The organism is Cupriavidus necator A5-1, assembly GCF_000744095.1.
GTDB classification, from domain to species: Bacteria; Pseudomonadota; Gammaproteobacteria; order Burkholderiales; family Burkholderiaceae; genus Cupriavidus; species Cupriavidus necator_A.
Genome location: NZ_JQLI01000008.1, coordinates 4,242,030 through 4,268,075, shown reverse-complemented (window position 1 = coordinate 4,268,075; position 26,046 = coordinate 4,242,030). Strand labels below are relative to the sequence as shown.

Annotated in this window: 21 protein-coding genes; 20 read left to right on the top strand and 1 reads right to left on the bottom strand. The window is 67.3% G+C overall.

The genetic code is table 11. The features are described from left to right. Positions 1-289 precede the first annotated feature (289 nt). The 18 genes from coq7 (at position 290) to lpxC (ending at position 20,944) form a co-directional block, all read left to right on the top strand. Positions 290-913 carry a 2-polyprenyl-3-methyl-6-methoxy-1,4-benzoquinone monooxygenase gene (coq7, locus tag K307_RS43845; protein ID WP_042888136.1) on the top strand — a complete coding sequence of 208 codons (624 nt, stop codon included), beginning with the start codon at positions 290-292 and terminating at the stop codon, positions 911-913. A gap of 441 nt (positions 914-1,354) precedes the next feature. Further along, a complete protein-coding gene (gene mraZ, locus K307_RS43840) occupies positions 1,355-1,783 on the top strand; it encodes a division/cell wall cluster transcriptional repressor MraZ (protein ID WP_018006227.1) in 429 nt (142 codons plus the stop codon). 7 nt (positions 1,784-1,790) lie between these two features. Next, positions 1,791-2,792 (top strand): 16S rRNA (cytosine(1402)-N(4))-methyltransferase RsmH, encoded by a 1,002-nt coding sequence (gene rsmH / locus K307_RS43835; protein ID WP_042887323.1) that lies wholly within the window; start codon positions 1,791-1,793, stop codon positions 2,790-2,792. After that, complete coding sequence (gene ftsL, locus K307_RS43830) at positions 2,789-3,103, top strand: cell division protein FtsL (protein ID WP_042887321.1); 315 nt, start codon at positions 2,789-2,791, stop codon at positions 3,101-3,103. The genes rsmH and ftsL overlap by 4 nt, the downstream gene beginning before the upstream one ends. Next, on the top strand, positions 3,100-4,905 hold the full coding sequence (locus tag K307_RS43825) for a peptidoglycan D,D-transpeptidase FtsI family protein (protein WP_042887318.1): 1,806 nt from the start codon (positions 3,100-3,102) through the stop codon (positions 4,903-4,905). Before ftsL ends, K307_RS43825 begins: the two co-directional genes overlap by 4 nt. Beyond that, complete coding sequence (locus tag K307_RS43820; protein WP_042887316.1) at positions 4,902-6,464, top strand: UDP-N-acetylmuramoyl-L-alanyl-D-glutamate--2,6-diaminopimelate ligase; 1,563 nt, start codon at positions 4,902-4,904, stop codon at positions 6,462-6,464. The genes K307_RS43825 and K307_RS43820 overlap by 4 nt, the downstream gene beginning before the upstream one ends. Further along, positions 6,461-7,873 (top strand): UDP-N-acetylmuramoyl-tripeptide--D-alanyl-D-alanine ligase, encoded by a 1,413-nt coding sequence (locus tag K307_RS43815; RefSeq protein ID WP_042887314.1) that lies wholly within the window; start codon positions 6,461-6,463, stop codon positions 7,871-7,873. The genes K307_RS43820 and K307_RS43815 overlap by 4 nt, the downstream gene beginning before the upstream one ends. Before the next feature lie 13 nt (positions 7,874-7,886). Beyond that, positions 7,887-9,056, top strand: a complete 1,170-nt coding sequence (mraY, locus tag K307_RS43810) for a phospho-N-acetylmuramoyl-pentapeptide-transferase (protein WP_042887312.1) — start codon at positions 7,887-7,889, stop codon at positions 9,054-9,056. Positions 9,057-9,125: 69 nt separating this feature from the next. Then, positions 9,126-10,637, top strand: a complete 1,512-nt coding sequence (murD, locus tag K307_RS43805; protein WP_042887310.1) for a UDP-N-acetylmuramoyl-L-alanine--D-glutamate ligase — start codon at positions 9,126-9,128, stop codon at positions 10,635-10,637. Then, on the top strand, positions 10,634-11,875 hold the full coding sequence (ftsW, locus tag K307_RS43800; protein ID WP_042887308.1) for a putative lipid II flippase FtsW: 1,242 nt from the start codon (positions 10,634-10,636) through the stop codon (positions 11,873-11,875). The genes murD and ftsW overlap by 4 nt, the downstream gene beginning before the upstream one ends. Beyond that, positions 11,872-12,942: an undecaprenyldiphospho-muramoylpentapeptide beta-N-acetylglucosaminyltransferase gene (murG, locus tag K307_RS43795; RefSeq protein ID WP_042887307.1), complete on the top strand. Its 1,071-nt coding sequence runs from the start codon at positions 11,872-11,874 to the stop codon at positions 12,940-12,942. The genes ftsW and murG overlap by 4 nt, the downstream gene beginning before the upstream one ends. A gap of 22 nt (positions 12,943-12,964) precedes the next feature. Continuing rightward, the gene (gene murC / locus K307_RS43790) at positions 12,965-14,392 is read left to right on the top strand and encodes a UDP-N-acetylmuramate--L-alanine ligase (protein WP_042887305.1); all 1,428 of its coding nucleotides are present in this window, start codon (positions 12,965-12,967) and stop codon (positions 14,390-14,392) included. Then, the gene (locus K307_RS43785; RefSeq protein WP_042887302.1) at positions 14,389-15,372 is read left to right on the top strand and encodes a D-alanine--D-alanine ligase; all 984 of its coding nucleotides are present in this window, start codon (positions 14,389-14,391) and stop codon (positions 15,370-15,372) included. The genes murC and K307_RS43785 overlap by 4 nt, the downstream gene beginning before the upstream one ends. A 30-nt stretch (positions 15,373-15,402) precedes the next feature. Beyond that, on the top strand, positions 15,403-16,296 hold the full coding sequence (locus tag K307_RS43780; protein WP_042887300.1) for a cell division protein FtsQ/DivIB: 894 nt from the start codon (positions 15,403-15,405) through the stop codon (positions 16,294-16,296). Next, positions 16,293-17,525, top strand: a complete 1,233-nt coding sequence (gene ftsA / locus K307_RS43775; protein ID WP_022536678.1) for a cell division protein FtsA — start codon at positions 16,293-16,295, stop codon at positions 17,523-17,525. Before K307_RS43780 ends, ftsA begins: the two co-directional genes overlap by 4 nt. A 185-nt stretch (positions 17,526-17,710) precedes the next feature. Then, on the top strand, positions 17,711-18,904 hold the full coding sequence (gene ftsZ, locus K307_RS43770; protein WP_022536677.1) for a cell division protein FtsZ: 1,194 nt from the start codon (positions 17,711-17,713) through the stop codon (positions 18,902-18,904). A gap of 462 nt (positions 18,905-19,366) precedes the next feature. Continuing rightward, positions 19,367-19,873: a peroxiredoxin gene (locus K307_RS43765; protein WP_042887298.1), complete on the top strand. Its 507-nt coding sequence runs from the start codon at positions 19,367-19,369 to the stop codon at positions 19,871-19,873. 153 nt (positions 19,874-20,026) lie between these two features. Further along, positions 20,027-20,944, top strand: a complete 918-nt coding sequence (gene lpxC, locus K307_RS43760) for a UDP-3-O-acyl-N-acetylglucosamine deacetylase (protein ID WP_022536675.1) — start codon at positions 20,027-20,029, stop codon at positions 20,942-20,944. Between the two features lie 63 nt (positions 20,945-21,007). Here the strand turns inward: lpxC and K307_RS43755 are convergent, their stop codons facing one another. Next, positions 21,008-21,511, bottom strand: a complete 504-nt coding sequence (locus K307_RS43755; RefSeq protein ID WP_042887296.1) for a hypothetical protein — start codon at positions 21,509-21,511, stop codon at positions 21,008-21,010. A gap of 296 nt (positions 21,512-21,807) precedes the next feature. Between K307_RS43755 and secA the strand changes: the two genes are divergently transcribed. Further along, the gene (gene secA / locus K307_RS43750) at positions 21,808-24,585 is read left to right on the top strand and encodes a preprotein translocase subunit SecA (protein ID WP_042887294.1); all 2,778 of its coding nucleotides are present in this window, start codon (positions 21,808-21,810) and stop codon (positions 24,583-24,585) included. Positions 24,586-24,724: 139 nt separating this feature from the next. Then, positions 24,725-25,963, top strand: coding sequence for a bifunctional glutamate N-acetyltransferase/amino-acid acetyltransferase ArgJ (gene argJ, locus K307_RS43745; RefSeq protein ID WP_042887292.1), 1,239 nt, complete (start codon positions 24,725-24,727; stop codon positions 25,961-25,963). Positions 25,964-26,046: the final 83 nt, after the last annotated feature.

Below are 26,046 nucleotides of genomic sequence, written 5' to 3'. Positions count from 1 at the left end.
ACCTCCTTTTGGTCTCCATCCCCCGTACGTCAAACTTCCTGCGAAGTTGCGAAGTACTGTAACAAACAACGTTTCGTTCACCAGTCGGTCGCAACCCCCTTGTCTGCTTTTAACAACTCAGGGTTTTTGAGTAGCCAGGCTCATCAATGCAAGGCGTGGTGCGGGATGGCGCGGATTAGAGGCAAGCTACAATACGGGTAATCCCGATGGATGCCTCGCGTGCCGCGCGGCGGCAGTGCACCCCACCATGGACGGGCCCCGGGGAACGAAGACCAACCGCTTCCGCGACATGGACACTCTGATCAAAGAATTCGACGTGGCATTGCGCGCCATCGCCGGCGCAACCCGATCCGCGCGCGACAACCCGGCCGACCGGCTGGCACCGGACACCGAGCAGATGAGCGCCGACGAACGCCGCCACGTGGCCGGCCTGATGCGCATCAACCATGTCGGCGAGGTGTGTGCCCAGGCCCTGTACCAGGCGCAGAAACTGACCGCGCGCAACGCGACGGTGCGCGCGCAGATGGATGCGGCCGCGCGCGAAGAGGAAGACCACCTCGCCTGGTGCGCCGAGCGCCTGCGCGAACTGGGTTCGCGCCCGAGCCTGCTCAACCCGCTGTGGTACGCGGGCGCCTTCGCCATCGGCTGGGTGGCCGGCCGCGCCGGCGACCGCCTCAGCCTGGGCTTCGTCGCCGAGACCGAGCGGCAGGTTGAACATCATCTGGGCGGACACCTGGACCGCTTGCCCGAGGCCGACGGCCGCTCGCGCGCCATCCTCGAACAGATGCGCGACGACGAGATCCGGCACGGCGATGCCGCGCGCGATGCCGGTGGCATCCCGCTGCCCGCGCCGGTGCGTGCGCTGATGCGCGGCGCCTCGCGCGTGATGACCACCACTGCCTACCGGATCTGAACGTCTGCGCGCGTCTCCAACACGCGCTTTGTGGTCTGGCCCGCTGGCCCTTGATTCACCGGGGCTGGCAGGCATTTGTTGTATCCTTTCCTCGCGCGGCGGGACAGGTCTTTCCCGTGCCGAAACGGCAGTTCTCCCCCGTCGGTTCTCAGGTGGTTTCTCTGCATTCCTCCCTAAGATCTTCATTTCATTAAGGATTCACTTTTTCGGTGCGTGAAGTGTGCGCGCTAAGTCATTGTTCTTATTCACAAATTCCCTGTTTGTTGCTCTGCAACCAGCCTTGACCGCCCATATGGCTTCCTCTAAAGTGGGAAATAGTGTGAGGAAGTGTATTTTTGTGTGAAATAGGGCACCGACCGTGGGATCATCTCGCCACAGTCGGAACGGAACGATTCACGCACATGTCGGCCCGAAACAGGCCGGCATGGACCGGGAGCGAGCTTGTTTCAGGGAGCATCGGCGCTTTCGCTGGATGCCAAGGGGCGGATGTCCATTCCGTCCCGGCATCGCGAGGCGCTGCAACAGCAGGCCGAGGGCCGGGTGACGCTTACCAAGCACCCGGATGGCTGCCTGTTGCTGTTTCCCCGGCCCGAGTGGGAAAACTTCCGCACGCGCATTGCAGCGCTGCCGATGGATGCGCACTGGTGGAAGCGCATCTTCCTGGGCAACGCCGCCGACGTGGAAATGGACGGCGCAGGCCGGGTGCTGATCGCCCCGGAGCTGCGCAGTGCCGCCATGCTCGACAAGGAAGTCATGCTGCTTGGCATGGGCAGCCATTTCGAAGTGTGGGATGCCGCGACCTACGCCGCCAAGGAACAGCAGGCGATGGCGCAGGGCATGCCTGAAGCATTGAAGAATTTCTCTTTCTGACGAGGTCATGAGTCCTACCGGAACGCCGGCAACCCCCGCCCTGCGCCATCGCACCGTGCTGCTGGACGAAGCCGTCGATGCGCTGGTCTGGCGCCCGGACGGCATTTACGTGGACGGCACCTTCGGCAGGGGAGGGCACAGCCGGGCGGTGCTGGCCCGGCTGGGGCCAGACGGGGCCCTCGTCGCGTTCGACAAGGACCCAGCAGCAATCGCAGAAGCGGGCACCATCGGGGATGCCCGCTTCTCCATTGAGCACGCGAGCTTTGCGGACATGGCCGAGCGCCTAGCCGGGCGCGGCCACGTGGCTGGCGTGCTGCTCGACCTGGGGATCAGCTCGCCCCAGATCGACGAGGCGGCGAGGGGGTTTTCCTTTCGTTTCGAGGGCCCGCTGGACATGCGCATGGACACCACGCGCGGCCTCACCGCCGCCCAGTGGCTGGCGCAGGCGGATGAGCAGGACATTGTCAGGGTGATACGAGACTATGGGGAAGAACGGTTTGCTGTACAGATTGCAAAGGCGATTGTTGCTCGCCGGAGCGAACCCGGCGATGGCGGACCCATCGCCACTACTGCCGACCTTGCCGCGCTCGTGGCGAAAGCCGTCAAAACACGCGAGAAGGGTCAGGACCCTGCGACCCGCACCTTTCAGGCTCTACGGATTCACGTCAATCAAGAGCTTGAGGACCTCGAAAGAGGGCTGAAGGCGGCGTATGAACTGCTGCAGGTCGGAGGGCGCCTGGTGGTGATCAGCTTCCACTCGCTGGAGGACCGCATCGTCAAGCGGTTCATGGCGGCGCACGCCCGTCCCCAGCAGGATGCCGACCCGGCGCTGCGCCGCGCGCCGCTGCGCGCGGCCGACCTGCCGCAGCCGACGCTGCGCCTGCTTGGCCGCTACAAGCCCGGCGCCGAAGAGGTGGCCGCCAACCCGCGCGCGCGCTCGGCCGTGATGCGCGTGGCCGAGAAGCTGGCACCTGTTGCGGCACCAGCGGGCGGAGGCGCGCGCGCATGAACCGCCTGACCTTCTTCCTGCTGGCTGCGCTGATCCTGTGCGCGCTGTCGCTGGTGAGCGCGCAGCACCAGGCGCGCACGCTGTTCGTCGCGTTGGAGCGCGCCCAGGCGGAAGAAAAGCAGCTCGATATTGACTGGTCGCGCCTGCAGTACCAGCAGAGCGCGCTCGGCAAGAGCGCGCGCATCGCCGATGCGGCGCGCGCCCAACTGAAGATGTCGCCGGTCAACCCCGGCCGGACCCAGTACCTGTCCGGCATCGTGCTGCCTCCCGCGCAGCCGGCGCCGGCCAGCGACGCGGAGGCGCGGCGATGAGCATGGCCCGTCCCAATCCGCCCCGCCGCGACCGCACCGGCCCCGCCTCGCGCCCGCGCAGCGGCCAGTTCTCGGCCAGCCCGGTGCTGGGCCTGCGCCTGCCGATGTGGCGCTCCAAGCTGGTCGTGTTCCTGATGTTCGCGGCCTTCGTCGCGCTGGCGGTGCGCGCGGCCTGGATCCAGGGGCCGGGCAACCAGTTCTACGAGGCCGAGGGCAAGAAGCGCTTCCAGCGCACGCTGGAGCTGCCGGCCACGCGCGGCAAGATCCTGGACCGCAATGGTCTGGTGCTGGCCACCAGCCTGCCGGTCAAGGCGATCTGGGCGGTGCCCGAGGACGTGCCCAACCAGGTCGAGGCCGCCAAGATCCGCCAGCTGGCCAAGCTGCTCGGCATGTCCGAGAAGGACCTGGGCAAGAAGCTGTCCGAGGACAAGGGCTTCGTCTACCTGAAGCGCCAGGTGCTGGCCGACGTCGCCGACAAGATCGCCGCCCTGAAGATCGAAGGCATCCACCAGACCCGCGAATACAAGCGCTTCTACCCGGAAGGGGAGGCGATGGCCCATATTGTCGGCTTCACCAACGTGGAAGACCGCGGCCAGGAAGGCGTGGAACTGGCGCGCGAGCCCGGACTGGCCGGCCGCCCCGGCGCGCGCCAGGTGATCAAGGACCGCCTGGGCCGCGTGGTCGAGGACGTGGGCGTGCTGAAGACCCCGCGCGACGGCGAGGACATCCAGCTGTCGATCGACGCCAAGATCCAGTACCTGGCCTACAACGAACTCAAGGCCGTGGTCGAGCGCCACAAGGCCAAGGCCGCCAGTGCGGTGGTGCTCGACGCCCAGACCGGCGAGGTGCTGGCGCTGGCCAACTGGCCCACCTACAACCCGAACGACCGCACCCGGCTGTCGGGCGAGCAGCTGCGCAACCGCGTGCTGACCGACACCTTCGAACCCGGCTCGATGATGAAGCCGATCACGGTGGGCCTGGCGCTGCAGCTCAAGCGCGTGACGCCGTCCACGGTGATCACCACCACCGGCAAGTACCAGTTCGAAGGCGCCACCATCAGCGATACCCACAACTACGGCGCGCTCACCGTCAGCGGCGTGATCCAGAAGTCGTCCAACATCGGCACGACCAAGATCGCGATGCTGATGAAGCCGCAGGAGATGTGGGACATGTTCACCAGCATCGGCCTCGGCCAGGCGCCCAAGATCGGCTTCCCCGGTGCCGTGGCCGGGCGCGTGCGCCCGTACAAGAGCTGGCGCCCGATCGAGCAGGCCACCATGTCTTACGGCTACGGCCTGTCGGTGTCGCTGTTCCAGATGGCGCACGCCTACACCATCTTCGCGCATGACGGCGAGCTGATCCCGGTGTCGATGTTCCGCACCAACGGCCCGGCCACCGGCGAGCGCATCCTGTCGCCGCAGGTGGCGCGCGACGTGCGCGCCATGATGGAGACCGTGACCGCGCCCGGCGGCACCGCGCCCGAGGCGCAGGTGATGGGTTACCGCGTCGGCGGCAAGACCGGCACCGCGTACAAGCATGAAGGCCGCGGCTATAACCGCAGCAAGTACCGCGCCTCGTTCATCGGCCTGGCGCCGATGTCCAACCCGCGCATCATCGTCGCCGTCAGCGTGGACGAGCCTACCGCCGGCAGCCACTACGGCGGCCTGGTGGCCGGCCCGGCGTTCGCGGCCATCACCGGCGGCACGCTGCGCGCGCTGAACGTCCAGCCCGATTCGCCGATCCGCCAGCTGGTGGTCAGCGACAAGGTGCCGGAAAGCGAACCGTGGAGCGCGACACAATGACCGCCAAGCCCCTGCTCCCGCTCGAGATCACCGCCCAGGCCAGCAACGCGCTGGCCTGGCTGCGTACCAACGTGGCCGCCTCCGCGCAGCTGACCGGCGATACCCGGCAGCTCGCGCGTGGCGATGTGTTCTTTGCCTACGTGCTCGGCAACGATCGCCTGGCCACCGACGGGCGGCCTTATATTCAGCAGGCGATCGCCGCCGGCGCCGGCGCCATCGTCTATGAGGCCGAGGGCTTCGACTGGCCGTTCGGCGATACCGTGCCACACCTGGCCGTCAGCAACCTGCATCAGCTTGCCGGCCCGATCGCGGCCGGCTGGCACGGCAACCCGGTGCGCGGCCTGGCCGTGACCGGCATCACCGGCACCAACGGCAAGACCTCATGCAGCCAGTGGCTGGCGCGGGTGCTTCAGGCCACGGGCACGCCGTGCGCGGCGATCGGCACGCTCGGCACCGGCTTTCCCGGCGCGCTGCAGGCGACCGGCTTCACCACGCCCGACGCGGTGCAGCTGCAGGCCAGCCTGGCCACGCTGCACGACGCCGGCGCGCGCGCGGTGGCGATGGAAGTTTCCTCGCACGGCCTGGAGCAGGAGCGCGTGGCGGGCACGCATTTCTCGGTGGCGGTGCTGACCAACCTGACCCAGGACCACCTCGACTACCACGGCTCCATGGCCGAGTACGAGGCCGCCAAGGAGCGGCTGTTCTGCTGGGACGGCCTGCGCACCGCGGTGGTCAACCGCGACGACGCCATGGGCCAGCGCCTGCTGGCGGCGGACGCCGCCGCCATCGGCGCGCCGCACGTGATCGAATACGGCATCGACGGCCCCGGCGCGGCCACGGTGCGCCGCCCGCGCGGCGAGTGGCTGCGCGCCACCAACGTGCGCGCCACAGCCACCGGCACCGCCTTCCATATCGACGGCAGCTTCGGCAGCGCCGAGATGGCCACGCCGATGATCGGTGCCTTCAATGTCAGCAACCTGCTCGCGGTGCTGGGCGCGGCGCTGGCCAACGGCGTGGCGTGGAACGCGGCCATTGCCGCGCTGCGCGCGCTGACGCCGGTCGAAGGGCGCATGGAACTGTTCGGCGCCAGCGGTGGCGCAGACGCCCCGCTGGCCGTGGTCGACTACGCCCATACGCCTGACGCGCTGGAACAGACCCTGGCCGCGCTGCGCCCGGTGGCGCAGGCGCGCAACGGCCGCCTGTGGTGCGTGTTCGGCTGCGGTGGCGACCGCGACCCGATCAAGCGCCCGCTGATGGGCGCGGTGGCCGAGCGCCTTGCCGACGAAGTCATCCTGACCAGCGACAATCCGCGCAGCGAAGATCCGCAGGAGATCCTTGACGCCATCGCCGACGGCATGGCCGACCGCGCGCGCGGGCGCCAGATCGAAGACCGCGCCGCCGCCATCCTCTACGCCATCAAGCACGCGGCCGCGGCCGACGTGGTGCTGGTCGCCGGCAAGGGTCATGAGGCCACGCAGGAGATCCAGGGCCGCAAGCGGCCGTTCTCCGACCGCGAACACGTACGCCTGACCCTCGGCACGCGGGGGGTATCGGCATGAGCCAGTCCAACATGACCACCTTGCAGCAAGCCGCCGGCTGGATCGCCGGCGCGCGCATTTCCGGCGACGGCGCCGTGGCATTCTCGCGCGTGCATACCGACAGCCGTACCGTCGAGCCCGGCGACCTGTTCGTCGCGCTCAAGGGCGAGCGCTTCGACGCGCACGACTTTATCGCCGACGTGGTCGCGCGCGGCGCGGCCGCGGTGCTGGTCAGCCGCGAGGCAGATGCCGGCACCTACGCCGGCGTGCCGGCCATCGTCGCACCCGACACCCGCATCGCGCTGGGCGAGCTGGGCGCGGGCTGGCGCCGCCAGTTCACGCTGCCGGCGGTGGCGGTGACCGGCAGCAACGGCAAGACCACGGTCAAGGAAATGATCGCGGCCGTCTTCGCCGCGGCGGTGGGGGAGGCGCAGCGCCTGGCTACCGGCGGCAACCTGAATAACGATATCGGCCTGCCGCTGACGGTGCTGCGCCTGCGCGCCACCCACAAGCTGGCGGTGCTGGAACTCGGCATGAACCATCCGGGCGAGACGGTCTACCTGGCCGGCATCGCCCAGCCCACCGTGGCGGTGATCACCAACGCGCAGCGCGAGCACCAGGAATTCATGGTCAACGTGGAAGCCGTGGCGCACGAGCATGCGGCCGCGATCGCGGCGCTGCCCGCCGACGGCGTGGCGGTGTACCCGCTCGACGCGGAAAGCGGCGGCGTCTACGCGCCGGTGTGGCGCGAAGCCGCCGGGGCGCGCCGCGCGCTGTCGTTCGGCACTTCGCAGCGGGCCGATGTGCATGCCACCGTGGCGCTGATCGATGGCGTGCAGGTGATGCAGGTGCGCGCACCAGGCCATGGCTTTGAAGTCAGGCTCGCGCTGCTGGGCGAGCACAACGTGCGCAACGCGCTGGCCGCGATCGCTTGCGCGCTGGCCGCGGGCGTGCGCGTGCCGGTGATCCAGGCGGGCCTGGCCGGCTTCAAGGCGGTCAAGGGCCGGCTGCAGGTCAAGTACACGCCGGGCGGCACGGTGCTGATCGACGATACGTATAACGCCAACCCCGACTCCATGCGCGCCGCCATCGACGTACTGGCCGGCTTCGCCGCGCCGCGCGTGCTGGTGCTTGGCGACATGGGCGAAGTGGGCGACAAGGGCCCGGCCTTCCACGAAGAGATCGGTGCCTACGCGCGGGCGCGCGGCATCGACACGCTGTGGGCGACCGGTGAGTTGGCCGTGCACGCCGTGCAGGCGTTCGGCGCGGGCGCCCGCCATTTTGGCACTGCCGAGGCACTGGCCAAGGCGCTGGAGGAAGACAGCGGGGGCATGGTGGCGCAAGCGGGCGCCGTGCTGGTGAAGGGATCGCGCTTCATGCGCATGGAACGGATGGTCGCTGCGCTGGTCGCAGACACTTCCGCATATTAAATAAGACAACACGATGTTATTGGCTCTGGCCCAGTGGCTGCAAAACGACTACAGCTTCCTCCGGGTCGTCAACTACCTGACTTTCCGCGCGGTGATGGCCAACCTCACCGCGCTCCTGATCGGGCTGGCGTTCGGTCCGTGGGTGATCCGCAAGCTGACCGAGCTGAAGGTCGGCCAGGCGGTGCGCACCATCGGCCCGCAGACGCATCTGGTCAAGGCCGGCACGCCGACCATGGGCGGCGTGCTGGTGCTGGTGTCGATCGCGGTGTCGACGCTGCTGTGGTGCGACTGGGGCAACCGCTTTATCTGGGTGGTGATGCTGGTTACCTTCGGCTATGGCGCGATCGGCTGGGTCGACGACTACCGCAAGGTGGTCTATCGCGACCCGCGCGGCATGTCGAGCCGCGAGAAGTTTTTCTGGCAGACGCTGATCGGCCTGGTGGCCGCGGTCTACCTGGCGTTCTCGGTGTCGGAAAGCAGCAACGTGAGGGTGTGGGACCTGTTCCTGAGCTGGGTCGAGGGTGGGCTGTCGCTGGACATGCCGTACAAGTCCAACCTGATCGTGCCCTTCTTCAAGGAAGTCAGCTACCCGCTGGGCGTGGCCGGTTTTATCGTGCTGACCTACCTGGTGATTGTCGGCTCGAGCAATGCGGTCAACCTGACCGACGGGCTGGACGGGCTGGTGATCATGCCGGTGGTGCTGGTCGGCAGCGGCCTGGGCGTGTTTGCCTATGTGATGGGCAGCTCGGTCTACAGCAAGTACCTGCTGTTCCCGCATATCCCGGGCGCGGGCGAGCTGCTGATCTTCTGCTCGGCGCTGGGCGGAGCGGGGCTGGCCTTCCTCTGGTTCAACGCGCACCCGGCGCAGGTGTTCATGGGCGACGTGGGCGCGCTGGCGCTGGGCGGCGCGCTCGGCACGGTGGCGGTGATCGTGCGCCAGGAGATCGTGCTGTTCGTGATGGGCGGCATCTTCGTGGTGGAAACGCTGTCGGTGATGGCGCAGGTAACGTGGTTCAAGATCACCAAGCGGCGTTATGGCGAGGGCCGGCGGCTGTTTCGGATGGCGCCGCTGCACCACCATTTCGAGCTGGGCGGCTGGAAGGAAACGCAGGTCACGGTGCGCTTCTGGATCATCACCATGCTGCTGGTGCTGATCGGGTTGTCGACGCTGAAGTTGCGTTAATGGTTGCGCTGATCAGGGACTGACGGCGCTCTCTATATAGATACAGGAAACCAAAGGCAGGAAATCGAAGTGTTTGGCGAGCTGCAAAAACCTCATGTGCTGGTACTGGGCCTCGGCGAATCGGGCCTGGCCATGGCGCGCTGGTGTGGCCTGAACGGCTGCGCGGTGCGCGTGGCCGACACGCGCGAGGCCCCCGCCAACCTTGTCTTCCTGCAGGCCGAGCTGACTTCGGCCGAATTCGTCGGCGGCCAGTTCTCGGAAAGCCTGCTGGACGGCATTGGCCTGATCGCGATCAGCCCGGGCCTGTCGCCGCTGGAGGCCGGCACCGGCGCGCTGCTGGCTGCTGCCAACGAACGCGGCATTCCGGTCTGGGGTGAAATCGAACTGTTTGCCCGCGCGCTGGCGCACCTGGAAGCCGAGTCGGGCTACGCCCCGAAGGTCCTCGCGATCACCGGCACCAACGGCAAGACCACCACCACCGCGCTGACCGGCCGGCTGGTCGAGCGCACCGGCAAGAGCGTGGCGGTGGCGGGCAATATCAGCCCGTCGGCGCTGGACAAGCTGTCGGCCTGCATCGCCTCGGCGACGCTGCCGGACGTCTGGGTGCTGGAGCTGTCGAGCTTCCAGCTTGAAACCACGCACACGCTGGCGCCGCATGCGGCCACCGTGCTCAACGTGACGCAGGACCACCTGGACTGGCACGGTTCGATGGAGGCCTATGCCGCCTCCAAGGCCCGTATCTTCGGGCCGGCGGACAGCGCCTGCGTGCAGGTGCTGAACCGCAATGACCGCCTGACGCTGGACATGGCGCGCCCGGGCCGCACACCGGTGAGCTTCGGCACCGACCTGCCCGAAGTGCCAGGCAGCTTCGGCATCCTGCGCGAGGGTGGCATGCCCTGGCTGGTGCTGGCCGAACCCGACCCGGACGCGGAAGGGGAGGGCAAGCCGCGCCGCCGCAAGGCCGCGGAGGTGGTCCAGGAAGCCGTGCCGGTGCGCCACAAGCGCCTGATGCCGGCCGATGCGCTGCATATCCGGGGCATGCACAACGCCACCAACGCAATGGCCGCGCTGGCGCTGTGCCGCGCCATCGACCTGCCGATGAACGCGCTGCTGCACGGCCTGCGCGAGTACCGCGGCGAGCCGCACCGCGTGGAGTGGGTCGCCACCATCGATGACGTCGAGTATTTCGACGACAGCAAGGGCACCAATGTCGGCGCGACCGTGGCCGCGCTGTCGGGGCTGGACAAGCGCGTGGTGCTGATCGCCGGTGGCGAAGGCAAGGGCCAGGACTTCTCGCCGCTGGCCGCGCCGGTGGCGCAGTACGCGCGCGCGGTGGTGCTGATCGGACGCGCCGCGGCTGAGCTGCGCGATGCGCTGCAGGGCAGCGGCGCCAGCCTGGTCGACGCGGCCACGCTGGAAGAGGCGGTGGCCAGGGCAACCGAGCTGGCCGAGGCCGGCGACGTGGTGCTGCTGTCGCCTGCGTGCGCCAGCCTCGACATGTTCCGCAACTACGTGCACCGTGCCGAGGTGTTCCGCGCCGCGGTGGAAGAACTGGCGCTGTCCCGGGGGATCCTGCCATGAGCGAAGCACAGGTCAAGCGCAGCGGTTTCATTGGCGCCACCATCGGCAATGCCTGGGGTGGCCTGCGTGACGCGGTGTCGGGCGTCAAGCCGACCCGCTCGCGCATGATGGAGTACGACCAGCCCATGCTGTGGGTGTCGATCGTACTGCTCGCGCTCGGCCTGGTGATGGTCTATTCGGCCTCGATCGCGCTGCCGGATTCACCGCGCTACGCCAACTACCGCGAGAGCCACTTCCTGCTGCGCCACGCGTTCGCGCTGCTGATCGGGCTGTCGGTGGGGCTGGCGGCGTTCCAGGTTCCCGTCAAGGTGTGGGACCGCTATGCGCCCAAGCTCTTTATCTTCGCGCTGATCCTGCTGGTGATCGTGCTGGTCCCGTTCGTCGGCAAAGGCGTGAACGGCGCGCGTCGCTGGATCCCGCTGGGCGTGATGAACTTCCAGCCGTCCGAGCTGATGAAGCTCGCGGTGGTGCTGTACGCCGCCAACTACACGGTGCGCAAGCAGGAGTGGATGCAGACCGTGTCCAAGGGCTTTTTGCCGATGGGCGTGGCGGTGGTGGTGGTGGGCATGCTGCTGCTGCTAGAGCCTGACATGGGCGCGTTCCTGGTGATCGCCGCGGTGGCCATGGGCATCCTGTTCCTGGGCGGCATCAACGGCAAGCTGTTCGCCGGGCTGGTTGGCGTGGCGGTGGGCGCATTCGCGCTGCTGATCACGGCCTCGCCCTGGCGGCGCGAGCGGATCTTCGCCTACCTGAACCCGTGGGAAGAGAGCAATGCGCTGGGCAAGGCCTACCAGCTCACGCACTCGCTGATCGCCTTTGGCCGTGGCGAGTGGACCGGGGTGGGGCTGGGCGGCAGCATCGAGAAGCTGCACTACCTGCCCGAGGCGCATACCGACTTCATCCTCGCGGTGATCGGCGAGGAATTCGGCTTTATCGGCGTGCTGGTGGTGATTGTGCTGTTCTACTGGCTGGTGCGACGCGCCTTCAATATCGGTCGCACCGCACTGCAGCTGGATCGCACCTTTGCCGGCCTGGTGGCCAAGGGCATCGGCGTGTGGATCGGCTGGCAGACCTTTATCAATATGGGCGTGAACCTGGGCCTGCTGCCGACCAAGGGGCTGACGCTGCCGCTGGTCAGCTACGGCGGCTCGGGGATTTTGATGAACTGCGTGGCGTTGGCGATTCTCTTGCGCATTGATTACGAAAATCGCGTGCTGATGCGTGGGGGCAAGGTATGACCCAGACGCGCACCCTGCTCGTGATGGCCGGCGGCACCGGGGGACACGTGTTCCCGGGGCTGGCGGTCGCGCACGCGCTGCGCGAGCAAGGCTGGAAGGTGGTCTGGCTGGGCAACCGCACCGGCATGGAAGCCACGCTGGTGCCCAAGCACGACATCCCGATGGAGTTCATCCAGTTCGGCGGGCTGCGCGGCAAGGGCCTGGTGACCAAGTTCCTGCTGCCGCTGAACCTGCTGCGCGCGTTCTGGCAAAGCATCGGCGCGCTGCGCCGGGTGCGCCCGAGCGTGGTGCTGGGCATGGGCGGCTATATCACCTTCCCGGCGGGCATGATGGCCTCGCTGCTGGGTCGGCCGCTGGTGCTGCACGAGCAGAACTCGATCGCCGGTCTGGCCAACAAGGTGCTGGCCAAGGTGGCCGACCGCGTGCTGTGCGCGTTCCCGGACACGCTGCCCGGCGGCGAGTGGACCGGCAACCCGGTGCGCGAGGAACTGGCGCACCTGGGCGCGCCCGAGGCGCGCTACGACCAGCGCACCGGCCCGCTGCGCATCCTGGTGGTGGGCGGCAGCCTGGGCGCGGCGGCGCTGAACGAGGTGGTACCAAAGGCCATCGCGTTGCTGCCGGACGCCGAGCGCCCGGTGGTCACGCACCAGGCAGGCGCGAAGCAGATCGACACGCTGCGCGGGAACTACGCGGCCGCGCAGGTGCCGGCGCAGACCCTGCCGTTTATCGACGACATGGCGCGCGCCTATGGCGAGGCTGACCTGGTGATCTGCCGCGCCGGCGCGATGACGGTGTCGGAAGTGGCCGCCGCGGGCGTGGCGGCGCTGTTCGTGCCGTTCCCGCACGCGGTGGACGACCACCAGACCACCAACGCGGAATTCTTGTCGAAGCAGGGCGCGGCCCTGCTGGTGCAGCAGAAAGACCTGACGGCCGAGGGGCTGGCGCAAACCATCGCCAGCCTGACCCGGCCGCAGCTGAAAGACATGGCGCGCCTGGCGCGCGGACTGGCCAAACCTGAAGCAACCCGGCGTGTCGCCGAGATTTGCAGCGAGCTGGCCAGGGACTGAAGCCTATTTAAGCAGCAATCGAATGAAGCATATTGTCAAGAACATCCACTTCGTGGGCATCGGCGGGGCCGGCATGAGCGGCATCGCCGAGGTCCTGCTGAACCTGGGATACAAGGTCTCGGGTTCGGACGTGGGCAGCAATGCCGCCACGCGGCGCCTGGCCTCGCTGGGCGCCACGGTCATGCACGGGCATGACGCGGCCAACGTGACCGGCGCCAACGCCGTGGTGGTATCGACCGCGGTCAGCGGCGACAACCCTGAAGTGCTGGCCGCCCGCAGCAAGCGCATCCCGGTGGTGCCGCGCGCGGTGATGCTGGCCGAACTGATGCGCCTGAAGCAGGGCGTGGCCATCGCCGGCACGCACGGCAAGACCACCACCACCAGCCTGGTGGCATCGGTGCTCGCCGAAGGCGGGCTCGATCCGACCTTCGTGATCGGCGGCCGGCTGAACTCGGCCGGCGCCAACGCGCGCCTGGGCACCGGCGACTTCATCGTGGCCGAGGCGGATGAGTCCGACGCGTCGTTCCTGAACCTGTTCCCGGTCATCGAGGTCATCACCAATATCGATGCCGACCATATGGACACCTATGGGCACGACTTTGCCCGGCTCAAGCAGGCGTTCATCGAATTCACCCAACGGCTGCCGTTCTACGGCATCGCCGTGCTGTGCGTGGACGACCCCAATGTGCGCGAGATCCTGCCGCTCGTGTCCAAACCGGTGGTGCGCTACGGCTTTGCCGAAGACGCGCAGATCCGCGCGGTGGAGGCGCGCGCGGTCGACGGCCAGATGCACTTCACCGTGCTGCGCCACCTCAACGGCCATGCCGAGCCGCCGCTGGAGATCGTGCTGAACCTGCCCGGTCTGCACAACGTGCAGAACGCGCTGGCGGCGATCGCCATTGCCACCGAGCTGGAAGTGCCCGACGCCGCCATCGTCAAGGCGCTGCGCGAGTTCCACGGCGTGGGCAGGCGCTTCCAGCGCTACGGCGAGGTCGCCACGCCCGACGGCGCCGGCACCTTCACGCTGGTGGACGACTATGGCCACCACCCGGTGGAGATGGCCGCAACGCTGGCCGCCGCGCGCGGCGCGTTCCCGGATCGCCGCCTGGTGCTGGCGTTCCAACCGCACCGCTTCACCCGTACGCGGGATTGTTTCGAGGACTTCGTCAAGGTCCTGGGCACTGTCGATGCGCTGCTGCTGTCCGAGGTCTACGCCGCCGGCGAGACGCCGATCGTGGCCGCCGACGGCCGTGCGCTGACCCGCGCGCTGCGCGTGGCCGGCAAGGTCGAACCTGTTTTTGTGGAGCAGATGGAAGAAATGCCGCAGGCCATTTTGAATGCCGTCCGGCCCGGCGATGTGGTCGTGACGATGGGTGCAGGCTCGATCGGGACCGTGCCGGGACAACTGGTATCGCACCAGCAATCGGTACAAGCGGGAGGCCAGCGATGAGCTTCGTCGCCCATCCCAATATCGATCCCAAGTCGCTGGGCAAGGTCGGCGTGCTGCTGGGCGGCCGCTCGGCCGAGCGCGAGATTTCGCTGATGTCGGGCAACGGCGTGTTGGCCGCGCTGCGCTCGCGCGGCGTCGATGCGCATCCGTTCGACCCGGGCCTGCAGGGCGTGGCCGAGCTGGCCGCGGCCAGGTTTGATCGCGTGTTTATCGCGCTGCACGGCCGCTACGGCGAGGACGGCACCATGCAGGGCCTGCTCGAGCAGCTCGGCGTGCCGTACACCGGCAGCGGCGTGCTGGCCTCGGCCATGGCGATGGACAAGCAGGCCACCAAGCGCCTGTGGATGACCCACGACCTGGCCACGCCGCGCTTTGCCATGCTGCACGCGGACACCGACTTCGACGCCGTGGCCGCCGACCTGGGCCTGCCGCTGATCGTCAAGCCGGCGCGCGAGGGCTCGTCGATCGGCCTGACCAAGGTGACCGCCGCCGACCAGATGCGTGCCGCGTACGAGAAGGCCGCGGCGCTGGACAACGACGTCATCGCCGAGACCTTTATCGACGGCGCCGAGCTGACCTGCCCGCTGGTGGGCGAGGGCGAAACCGCCGAAGCGCTGCCGGTGATCCGCATCGTGGCGCCCGAAGCCAACTACGACTATCAAAATAAGTACTTTACTGACGATACCCAATACTTGTGTCCGTCAGGTCTGGATCCCGAGGTCGAACGGGAAGTCCAGGCGCTGACGGTGCAGGCCTACCGCGTACTGGGCTGCCGCGGCTGGGCGCGCGCTGACGTGATGCTGCGCGCCGACGGCAAGCCTTTCCTGCTCGAGATGAATACCTCGCCCGGCATGACCGGCCATTCGCTGGTGCCGATGGCGGCGCGCGCGGCCGGCATCAGCTACGAGGACTTCGTGCTGCAGGTGGTGGCCGCCGCAACGCTGGACCTGCACCCGAACGAGCACTGGAAACCCGAATAACACCGCAACCGGATAGGACCCGCCCGAACCATGTGGCATAACGCACGCCTGCTCAACCTGATCGCTTCCACGCTGTACGCGGTGGTGGCGCTGATGGCGCTCGCGGCGGGCCTGCTGTGGCTGGCGCAGCGGCCGGTGTTTGCCATCACCCATGTGGAGATCGCGCCGATGGACGGTGGTGCGCTGCGCCACGTGAACGCCCCCAGCGTGCGTGGCAGCGCGCTGGGCAAGCTCTCGGGCAACTTCTTCACGCTGGACCTGAACGCGGCGCGACAGGCGTTCGAGTCGGTGCCATGGGTACGGCGCGCCAGCGTGCGGCGCGAGTGGCCCAACGGCCTGGCGGTCGAGGTCGAGGAACACGAGGCGCTCGGCACCTGGGGCTCGCCGGAAAGCGGGCGCCTGCTCAATACCTATGGCGAGGTGTTCGTCGCCAACACCGCCGAGGCGGAAGAGGATGCACAGCTGCTGGCGCTGGACGGGCCGCCGGACAGCGAAGGCGACGTGATCGAGAAGCTCGAGGTCATGCGCCAGTGGTTCAGGCCGCTCAAGGCCGAGCCGCTGGCGGTGGCGCTGTCGGGCCGCTACGCCTGGCGGGCAAAGCTGTCCAACGGCATGGTCGTCGAGCTTGGCCGCGAGCAGAACGATGAAGAGCGCGCGGCCATGGAGCAGCGGGTCAGGCGTTTCGTGGCGGCATGGCCGCAGGTCACCGAGCAGTGGGGCAAGCAGATCGACTACGCCGACCTGCGCTATCCCAACGGCTTTGCCATCCGCGCCGCCAATGCCCGCTTCCTGACCGACGCGCAGGTGGCGGCAGCAGCCAGGGCGGAAAAAGCGGAGAAGGCGAAGGCGGCGGCAGCAGCTTCTGGTACTTCCAACAACAATCCGACGCGACTGAAGAGTAAGAACGCGGAGAAAACCCGATGAGCAAGGAATACAAGGACCTGTTGGTTGGTCTGGACATCGGCACCTCGAAGGTGGCGGCGGTGGTCGCAGAACTGCGCCCCGACGGCAGCTACGAGGTGATCGGGATGGGCCAGTCAGAGTCCAAGGGTCTGAAGAAAGGGGTCGTGGTCAATATCGAGGCCACTGTGCAGTCGATCCAGAAGGCGCTGGAGGAGGCCGAGCTGATGGCCGACTGCAAGATCTCGGAGGTCTTTACCGGCATTGCCGGCAGCCACATCCGCAGCTTCAATTCCAGCGGCATGGTGGCGATCAAGGACAAGGAGGTCACGCAGACCGACGTGGCGCGCGTGATCGAGACCGCCAAGGCGGTCAATATCCCGACCGACCAGCAGATCCTGCACATCCTGACGCAGGAATTCATCATCGACGGCCAGGAGGACGTGCGCGAGCCCATCGGCATGAGCGGCATCCGCCTGGAAGTGAAGGTGCATATCGTCACCGGCGCGGTGAGTGCCGCGCAGAACATCGTCAAGTGCGTGCGCCGCTGCGGCCTGGAAGTGCACGACCTGATCCTGCAGCCGCTGGCCTCGAGCCTGGCGGTGCTGACCGAGGACGAGAAGGAGCTGGGCGTGGTGCTGGTCGACATCGGCGGCGGCACCACCGACATCGCCATCTTCAGCGAAGGCGCGATCCGACATACGGCCGTGATCCCCATCGCCGGCGACCAGATCACCAACGACATTGCGATGGCGCTGCGCACGCCGACGCCCGACGCCGAGGACATCAAGATCCAGTACGGCATCGCCAAGCAGGCGATCGCCGACCCGGAAGACATGATCGAAGTCCCCGGCGTGGGCGACCGCGGCACGCGCACGCTCAGCCGCCAGGCCCTGGCCGCGGTGATCGAGCCGCGCATCGAAGAGCTGTACTCGCTGGTGCACCAGGTGGTGCGCGAGTCCGGCTATGAAGAACTGTTGTCGTCCGGCGTGGTCATCACCGGTGGGACCGCGATGATGCCGGGCATGGTCGAGCTGGGCGAGGACATTTTCCTCAAGCCCGTGCGCGTGGGCGTGCCGGAGTACCGCGGCAACCTGCACGAGGTGGTGAAGAGCCCGCGCTATGCGACGGTGATGGGCCTGCTGCTGGAAGGCCGCGTGCAACGCATGCGCGGGCGCAAGGTTGCGGTGCAGAGCGGGTCGGTCAAGCAGGTGTGGGCCCGAATGAAGGAATGGTTCGTCGGCAATTTCTAAGCATCAGGGAAATTGACGGCCAGTAGATGCAACGGCGCGCCAGTGGTCTTGTCTACCGGACAGGCCGTGGCGCGTTGAGCGGATGTTTTCTGGTTCTTTTCTATTTAATGGTTTCTTGTTCAGGAACCAGGGGTTGCGGCGGGGAGGCTGCATCGTCTGGGGACTGATTCTTCTCGGAGGCAGTGATGGACTTTGACATGATCGAAACGGAAGTGCAGGACGGCACCATCATCAAGGTGGTTGGCGTGGGCGGTGCGGGCGGTAACGCCGTGCAGCACATGATCAGCCGCGGCGTGCAAGGCGTCGAATTTATCTGCATGAACACCGACGCGCAGGCCCTGAAGCGCTCGAGCGCTTCGCGCGTGCTGCAGCTTGGCAACACGGGTCTGGGCGCCGGCGCCAAGCCGGAAGTCGGCCGCAACTGCGCGGACCAGGCGCGGGAGCAGATCGCCGACGCCCTGCGCGGTGCGCACATGGTCTTCATCACTGCCGGCATGGGCGGCGGCACCGGTACCGGTGCCGCACCGATCGTGGCGCAGGTTGCCAAGGAAATGGGCATCCTGACCGTGGGCGTGGTCAGCAAGCCGTTCGAGTTCGAAGGCGCACGCCGCGCCAAGGTGGCCGAACATGGTTCGAGCGAGCTGGAATCATCGGTCGATTCGCTGATCGTTGTGCTCAACGAGAAGCTGTTCGAAGTGATGGGCGACGACGCCGAGATGGACGCGTGCTTCCAGTGCGCCGACGACGTGCTGCACAACGCGGTGGCCGGCATTGCCGAGATCATCAACGTTGACGGCCTGGTGAACGTCGACTTCGAAGACGTGAAGACGGTGATGGGCGAGCAGGGCAAGGCGATGATGGGGACGGCCACCGTGTCGGGGGTGGACCGCGCCCGCCTGGCGGCCGAACAGGCCGTGGCCAGCCCGCTGCTGGAAGGCGTGGACCTGTCCGGCGCGCGCGGCGTGCTGGTCAACATCACCGCCAGCCGTTCGCTGAAGCTGTCGGAAACCAAGGAAGTCATGAACACCATCCGCAGCTATGCGGCGGAAGATGCGACCGTGATCTTCGGTACGGTGTACGACGATTCGATGAGCGATGCGCTGCGCGTGACCGTGGTCGCCACGGGCCTGGGCCGCTCGGCCAAGAAGCAACAGCCGATGACGCTGCTCAAGACCGGTACCGACAACATGCCGGTACAGATGATGAGCGGCATGACCGCGGCCGCGGCCACGCACCACTCGCCGGACTACAGCGGACTGGACACGCCGGCGGTGTGGCGCAGCTCGCGCGAGTCGGCGTCGGCTCACGTGGCGGCGCTGCAGGAAAAGGGTGTGGATACGTACGACATCCCGGCCTTCCTGCGCAAGCAGGCAGACTGAGCCCGGACCGGCGCGGCATCGGTGCTTCCACTGGCCGCCTGACGGATCGCGTCGCCTTGTCGCGAAGCACGTGCGCTCCCCATCCGCGCGTGCCTAGCATGGACTGACGTGACCCGGCAGGCAGCCGGCGGCGCCGCGCCGCCTGCTGGTCGCGAGCTTCACCCGCATCCCGTCGCCGGGCAAGGCGTGCCGCTGGCCGCCTCCCCGGACTGGTTTCCCGCCTTCCCGGTCGGGATGTATCGACGTCCGCGCGGCGCACCCACAAGGTGCGTCGCGCGGACGTCTTTGTAGCAAGGTGTATCGGAAGGTGTATCGAATCCATGGCGAATGTCACCGGATGTGACCCGGCTTTGGCATCGCCGCCGGGGCGCCTATGATCTTGAGGTTCCCCGCCGCAAGGGTGTGCCCATGCATCCGGCCCATCCGTCCTATTCTTCAGAAAACCCAGGAAGACCACGAGCCATGATCACTGTCGGATCCCGCGTCCCGGACGCCACGCTGCAGGAATTCATTGAAACGGAAAGCGAGGGTTGCGTACTGGGACCCAATGCTTTCAAGGTGGCCGACCTCGTGCGCGGCCGCAAGATCGTGGTGTTCGGCCTGCCCGGCGCCTTCACCCCGACCTGCTCGGCCAAGCATGTACCCGGCTATGTGCAGCATGCCGCGGCGCTGAGCGACGCCGGCATCGACGAGGTCTGGTGCGTGTCGGTCAACGACGCTTTTGTCATGGGTGCCTGGGGCCGCGAACAACAGGTCGCCGGCACGGTGCGCATGATGGCCGACGGCAGTGCGGAATGGACGCGCGCGCTCGGCCTGGAGCAGGACTTGAGCGCGCGCGGCCTCGGCGTACGCTCGAAACGCTACGCGATGGTGATCGACGATGGCGTGGTGACCCGGCTCGACGTGGAGGCGCCCGGCGAATTCCGCGTCAGCAGCGCCGAGGCTGTGCTGGCAGCGTTGCGCGGCTGACACAGTCATCTGGATAAACGTGGACAATACGTAACTTGTTAAGGCGGTGTTAACAGCCGGAAACAAAACCCGGCTGCAGCGCCCCTGAGGTGGTGGTAAAATCCCTTAATCATAAAAGCCGCCCGATAGATTTTTATAATAGTTGAGGCTGTCATGCTCAAACAGCGCACGATCAAATCCCTGGTAAAGACGGTTGGCATCGGCCTGCACTCAGGTCGCAAGGTAACGCTCACCCTGCGCCCCGCGCCGGCCGATACCGGCATCGTCTTTACCCGCGTCGACCTGCCCGAGGCCGTCGAGATTCCCGTGGCCGCATCGGCCATCGGCGACACGCGCCTGGCGTCGGTGCTGCAGAAGGATGGCGCGCGCGTTTCGACCGTCGAGCACCTGATGTCGGCGTGCGCGGGCCTGGGCATCGACAACCTCTATGTCGACGTCGACGCCGAGGAAATCCCGATCATGGACGGCAGCGCCGCGTCCTTCGTGTTCCTGCTGCAGTCGGCCGGCATCGAAGAGCAGAACGCGCTAAAGACCTTTATCCGCGTGAAGAAGGCGGTGGAAGTGCGCGAGGGCGACAAGCTCGCGCGCCTGGAGCCGTATTTCGGCTTCAAGCTGTCGTTCACCATCGACTTCCGCCACCCGGCGGTCGACAAGACCGGCCAGACCTTCGAGATCGACTTCGGCGACACCAGCTACGTGCGCGAGATCGCCCGTGCCCGCACCTTCGGCTTTGCCCATGAGGTGGAGGCGCTGCGCGAGATGGGCCTGGCCCGTGGCGGCAGCCTGGACAACGCCATCGTGCTGGACGAGCACCGCATGCTCAACAATGAGGAACTGCGCTACGGCGACGAGTTCGTGCGCCACAAGATCCTGGACGCGATTGGCGACCTGTACGTGGTGGGCCATCCGCTGATCGGCGCCTATGTGGCGAACAAGTCGGGCCACGGCCTGAACAACCAGCTGCTGCGCGCGCTGCTGGCCGACCAGGAAGCCTATGAGCTGGTCACCTTCGACCGCGTCGAGGAAGCCCCGGCCGCATTCCTGCCGCAGGCGCAGCCGGCGTTTGCCTGATCCCGGCGAACTGGCGAAAAAAAGCCGACCTCCGAGGTCGGCTTTTTCGTGTTCGGCACCGGGCTAGCGGTGATGGGAGAGCAGCGTATTGAGCGCGTCGCGCAGCGGCGAATCCGGCAGGCTGCGCGCCAGCTGGTCGAGGTTGGCGAGCCCCGTGGGCGTCATGCGGCCGCCGGTGCGCTGGCGCTGCACGGGCTCCACCTCCCAGTCCGCGTGGCGCGACACCTCCGGCTGCACCCGCACCCGGATCGCGGTGATGTGCGAGCCGCGCTGCTGCAGCCGTGCCAGCAGCGTGGGCACCACCTGGCGCACGCGGGCTGCGGCGGCGCCGTGGGCGGCCAGCAACAGCAGCACCTGGGCGTTCGGATCGCTGGCGTCACGCTTGACGCCGGCCACGGCCAGGCCGTCGCGCATGCCGGCGGGCAGCAGCGCCAGCACCTCGGCCTCCAGCACGGACAGCTGGCGCGCGGTCTGCATCAGCGTCGAAACCGGGCCGGCCTTGGCCAGCCAGTCGTTGAGCGGCTTGGCGGCGGGGGTCTGCAGGGCGTGGTGGGTGAAGCGGCGCATGCATGCATTCTAGCAAGGGGCGCGGGGGCCGCCTTGCCCAACTGTGGATTGAAGCTGCGGGCGGCCGCCCCAAACTGCAGTTGGTGGGGCGCGCGGGCAATCGCGTGGGCGATAAGCGTGGTCGACATCCGGCAGGCTTGCCCGCCCTTGCCGGACGGGGCCCGGCGCGTTCCGGCCGTGACCCCGGCACATGATAAACTCGGCGTTTTGCGCCAATCTATCCATTCCTCGCCCGGCCGCCGGAGCAGCCCGCATCCCTGGGGTGCCACCCGGTTCCGCGCAGGTGAAAGCAATCGATGATCACCGGCCTTCTCAAGAAAGTCTTCGGCAGCCGCAACGAGCGGCTGATCAAACAATATAGCCGCACGGTGGCGCAGATCAATGCGCTGGAGCCGAAGTACGAGCAGCTCTCGGACGACGAGCTGCGCGGCATGACCGAGACCTTCCGGCAGCGCCACGCCGCTGGCGAGTCGCTCGAAGCGCTGCTGCCAGAGGCTTTCGCCGTGTGCCGCGAGGCCAGCAAGCGCGTCATGAAGATGCGCCACTTCGACGTGCAGCTGATCGGCGGCATGGTGCTGAACGACAACAAGATCGCCGAAATGCGCACCGGCGAAGGCAAGACGCTGACCGCGACGCTGGCCGTGTACCTCAATGCCATCACCGGCAAGGGCGTGCACGTGGTGACCGTCAACGACTACCTGGCGCAGCGCGATGCCGAGTGGATGGGCCGCCTGTACAACTTCCTGGGCCTGTCGGTGGGCGTGAACCTGTCGCAGATGCCGCATGACGAGAAGCAGGCCGCGTATAACGCCGACATCACCTACGGCACCAACAACGAGTTCGGCTTCGACTACCTGCGCGACAACATGGTCTACGACCCGTCGCAGCGGGTCCAGCGGCCGCTGAACTACGCCATCGTCGATGAAGTGGACTCGATCCTGATCGACGAGGCCCGTACGCCGCTGATCATCTCCGGCCAGGCCGAGAACCAGACCGACCTCTACCAGCGCATGAACGGCATCCCGAAGCTGCTCGAGCGCCAGATCGGCGAGGAAAAGGCCGACGGCACCGGCGTCGAGAAGCCGGGCGACTACTACGTCGACGAGAAGGGCCACCAGGTCTACCTCACCGAAGCCGGCCACGAGAAGGCCGAAGAGATCCTGGCGCAGCAGGCCCTGATCGGTGAAGGCGAGTCGCTCTACGCGCCGCAGAACATCACGCTGATGCACCACCTGTACGCCGCCCTGCGCGCGCACAGCCTGTTCCATCGCGACCAGCACTACGTGGTGCAGAACGACGAAGTCGTGATCGTCGACGAATTCACCGGCCGCCTGATGACCGGCCGGCGCTGGTCCGACGGCCTGCACCAGGCCGTCGAAGCCAAGGAAGGCGTCACCGTCCAGCAGGAAAACCAGACCCTGGCGACGATCACCTTCCAGAATTACTTCCGGATGTACCACAAGCTGGCCGGCATGACCGGCACGGCCGATACCGAAGCGTATGAATTCCAGGAGATCTACGGCCTGGAAGTGGTGGTGATCCCGACCAACCGCCCGGCCCAGCGCAAGGACCAGCAGGACCAGATCTACAAGACCGGCAAGGAGCGCTACGACGCCGTGGTGCGCGATATCCGCGACTGCCACGAGCGTGGCCAGCCGGTGCTGGTCGGCACCACCTCGATCGAGACTTCGGAATACCTGTCGGGCCTGCTCGAGCGGGAAAAACTGCCGCACCAGGTGCTCAACGCCAAGCAGCACGCGCGCGAAGCCGAGATCGTGGCCCAGGCCGGCCGCCCCAAGATGATCACCATCGCCACCAACATGGCCGGTCGCGGTACCGATATCGTGCTGGGCGGCAATGTGGAGAAGCAGTCGGGCTTTATCGAGGCGGATCCGAACCTGCCTGACGCCGAGAAGGCCGCGCGCATCAAGCAGCTCGAGGACGAGTGGCATTCGCTGCACGAGCAGGTCAAGGCCGCCGGTGGCCTGCATATCGTCGGCACCGAGCGCCATGAGTCGCGCCGGATCGACAACCAGCTGCGCGGCCGTGCCGGCCGTCAGGGTGACCCGGGTTCGTCGCGCTTCTACCTGTCGCTGGACGACCAGCTGCTGCGCATCTTCGCCGGTGACCGCGTGCGCGCCATCATGGAACGCCTGAAGATGCCCGAGGGCGAGCCGATCGAAGCCGGCATCGTCACGCGCTCGATCGAATCGGCGCAGCGCAAGGTCGAAGGCCGCAACTTCGATATCCGCAAGCAGCTGCTGCAGTACGACGACGTCGCCAACGACCAGCGCAAGGAAATCTACAAGCTGCGCAACGACGTGCTCGAAGCCCAGGACGTCGGCGACATGGTGGCCAACCTGCGCCAGAGCGTGCTGGTGGAGCTGTTCCGCGACCACGTGCCGGCCGACACCATGGAAGAGCAGTGGGACATCGCCAGCCTGGAAACGCGCCTGCGCGAAGACTGGGGCCTGGAAGTGCCGCTGGCGCAGACCATCGAAGGCGCGCAGAGCATCGAGGATGAAGAGCTGCTCAACCTGATCATGCAGGCGGCCAGGGAGCGCTACGACAGCAAGGTCGCGATGGTCGGCCGCGAGTCGTTCGCCGGTTTCGAGCGCTCGGTCATGCTGCAGAGCATCGACACGCACTGGCGCGAGCACCTGGCGGCGCTGGACCACCTGCGCCAGGGCATCCACCTGCGCGGCTATGCGCAGAAGGACCCCAAGCAGGAGTACAAGCGCGAGTCGTTCGAGCTGTTCGCGCGCCTGCTGGACGTGATCAAGAGCGAAGTCACGCGCGTGACTTTCAATGTGCAGATCCAGTCGCCGGAAGAACTGGAACAAGCTTCGGAGCAGATCGAGGAAGGCCTGTCGCACCTGGAGAACGTGCAGTACAAGCACGACGAGTTCGCCGAAGGGCGCGAGCCGGTCGAGGAAGTGCCGTCGCCACGCACCGGTGCGGCCATGGCCGCTGCCGAGCTGGCGCTGGCGGGCATGCCCAAGGTCGGCCGCAACGACCCGTGCCCGTGCGGCTCGGGCAAGAAGTTCAAGCAGTGCCACGGCAAGCTGAGCTGAGCCGCGCACCGGTATGACGTCGTTTCCGCCGCACGGGAAATGACGCGATAGGAAACGACATGCCCGCGCTCCGCGGGCATGTTCGTCTGAGACAAGCAATTCGCTAGCAGAAAGCGCAAGCAGGAATAGAGGAGTCCACATGCCCGTCAATCTTCCGCTGCCCCAGGCAGAGAACCTGAAATCCGTCGCCGGCGTGGAGCTTGGCTGGGCCGAGGCGGGCATCCGCAAGGCCAACCGCAAGGACGTGCTGGTGGTGCGCGTGGCCGAGGGCAGCACCGTGGCCGGCGTCTTCACCAACAATCGCTTCTGCGCCGCGCCGGTGCAGGTGTGCCGTGAGCACCTGGCCGCCGTGAATGCCGGTGGCAAGGGCATCCGCGCGCTGGTGGTCAACACCGGCAACGCCAACGCCGGCACCGGCGAGCCGGGCCTGGCCAATGCGCGCGCCACCTGCGATGCGCTGGCCGCGCAACTTGGCATCGCCGCCGAGCAGGTGCTGCCGTTCTCGACCGGCGTGATCCTGGAGCCGCTGCCGGTGGACCGCCTGGTGGCCGGCCTGCCCGCCGCCATCGCCAACGCTAAGGCCGACAACTGGCTGGCCGCCGCCGAGTCGATCATGACCACCGACACGCAGCCCAAGGCCGCGTCGCGCACGGTGCAGATCGACGGCAAGACCGTGACGCTGTCGGGCATCAGCAAGGGCGCCGGCATGATCCGCCCCAACATGGCGACCATGCTCGGCTTTATCGCCATGGACGCCGCGGTGGCCCAGCCGGTGCTGCAGGGGCTGGTGTCGCACGCCGCCGACCATTCGTTCAACAGCATCACCATCGACGGCGATACCTCGACCAACGACTCGTTTGTGCTGATCGCGACCGGCAAGTCCGGTGCTGCGGTTGACCGCGCCGAAGGCCCGGCCTTCGAGGCGCTGCGCGACGCGGTGACCGCGCTGGCGCAGGAGCTGGCGCAGATGATCGTGCGCGACGGCGAAGGCGCGACCAAGCTGATGACCATCCGCGTCGAAGACGGCAAGGACGTCGCCGAGTGCCGCCAGATCGCCTACGCGGTCGCGCACTCGCCGCTGGTCAAGACCGCGTTCTATGCGTCGGACCCCAACCTGGGCCGCATCCTGGCCGCGGTGGGCTATGCCGGCGTCGATGACCTCGATGTCGACCGCGTCAACCTGTGGCTGGACGATGTCTGGGTCGCGCGCGACGGCGGCCGCAACCCCGACTACCGTGAAGAAGACGGCCAGCGCGTGATGAAGCAGGCCGAGATCACCGTGCGCATCGCGCTCGGCCGCGGCAATGCCGAAGCGACCGTATGGACCTGCGACCTGTCGCACGACTACGTGTCGATCAACGCCGACTACCGCTCTTAAGCACCCCGGGTTTGCTCCCCTCTCCCGCATGCGGGAGAGGGGCCGGGGGAGAGGGCAGGCGTTTCCGGATGCGCGATGCCCCG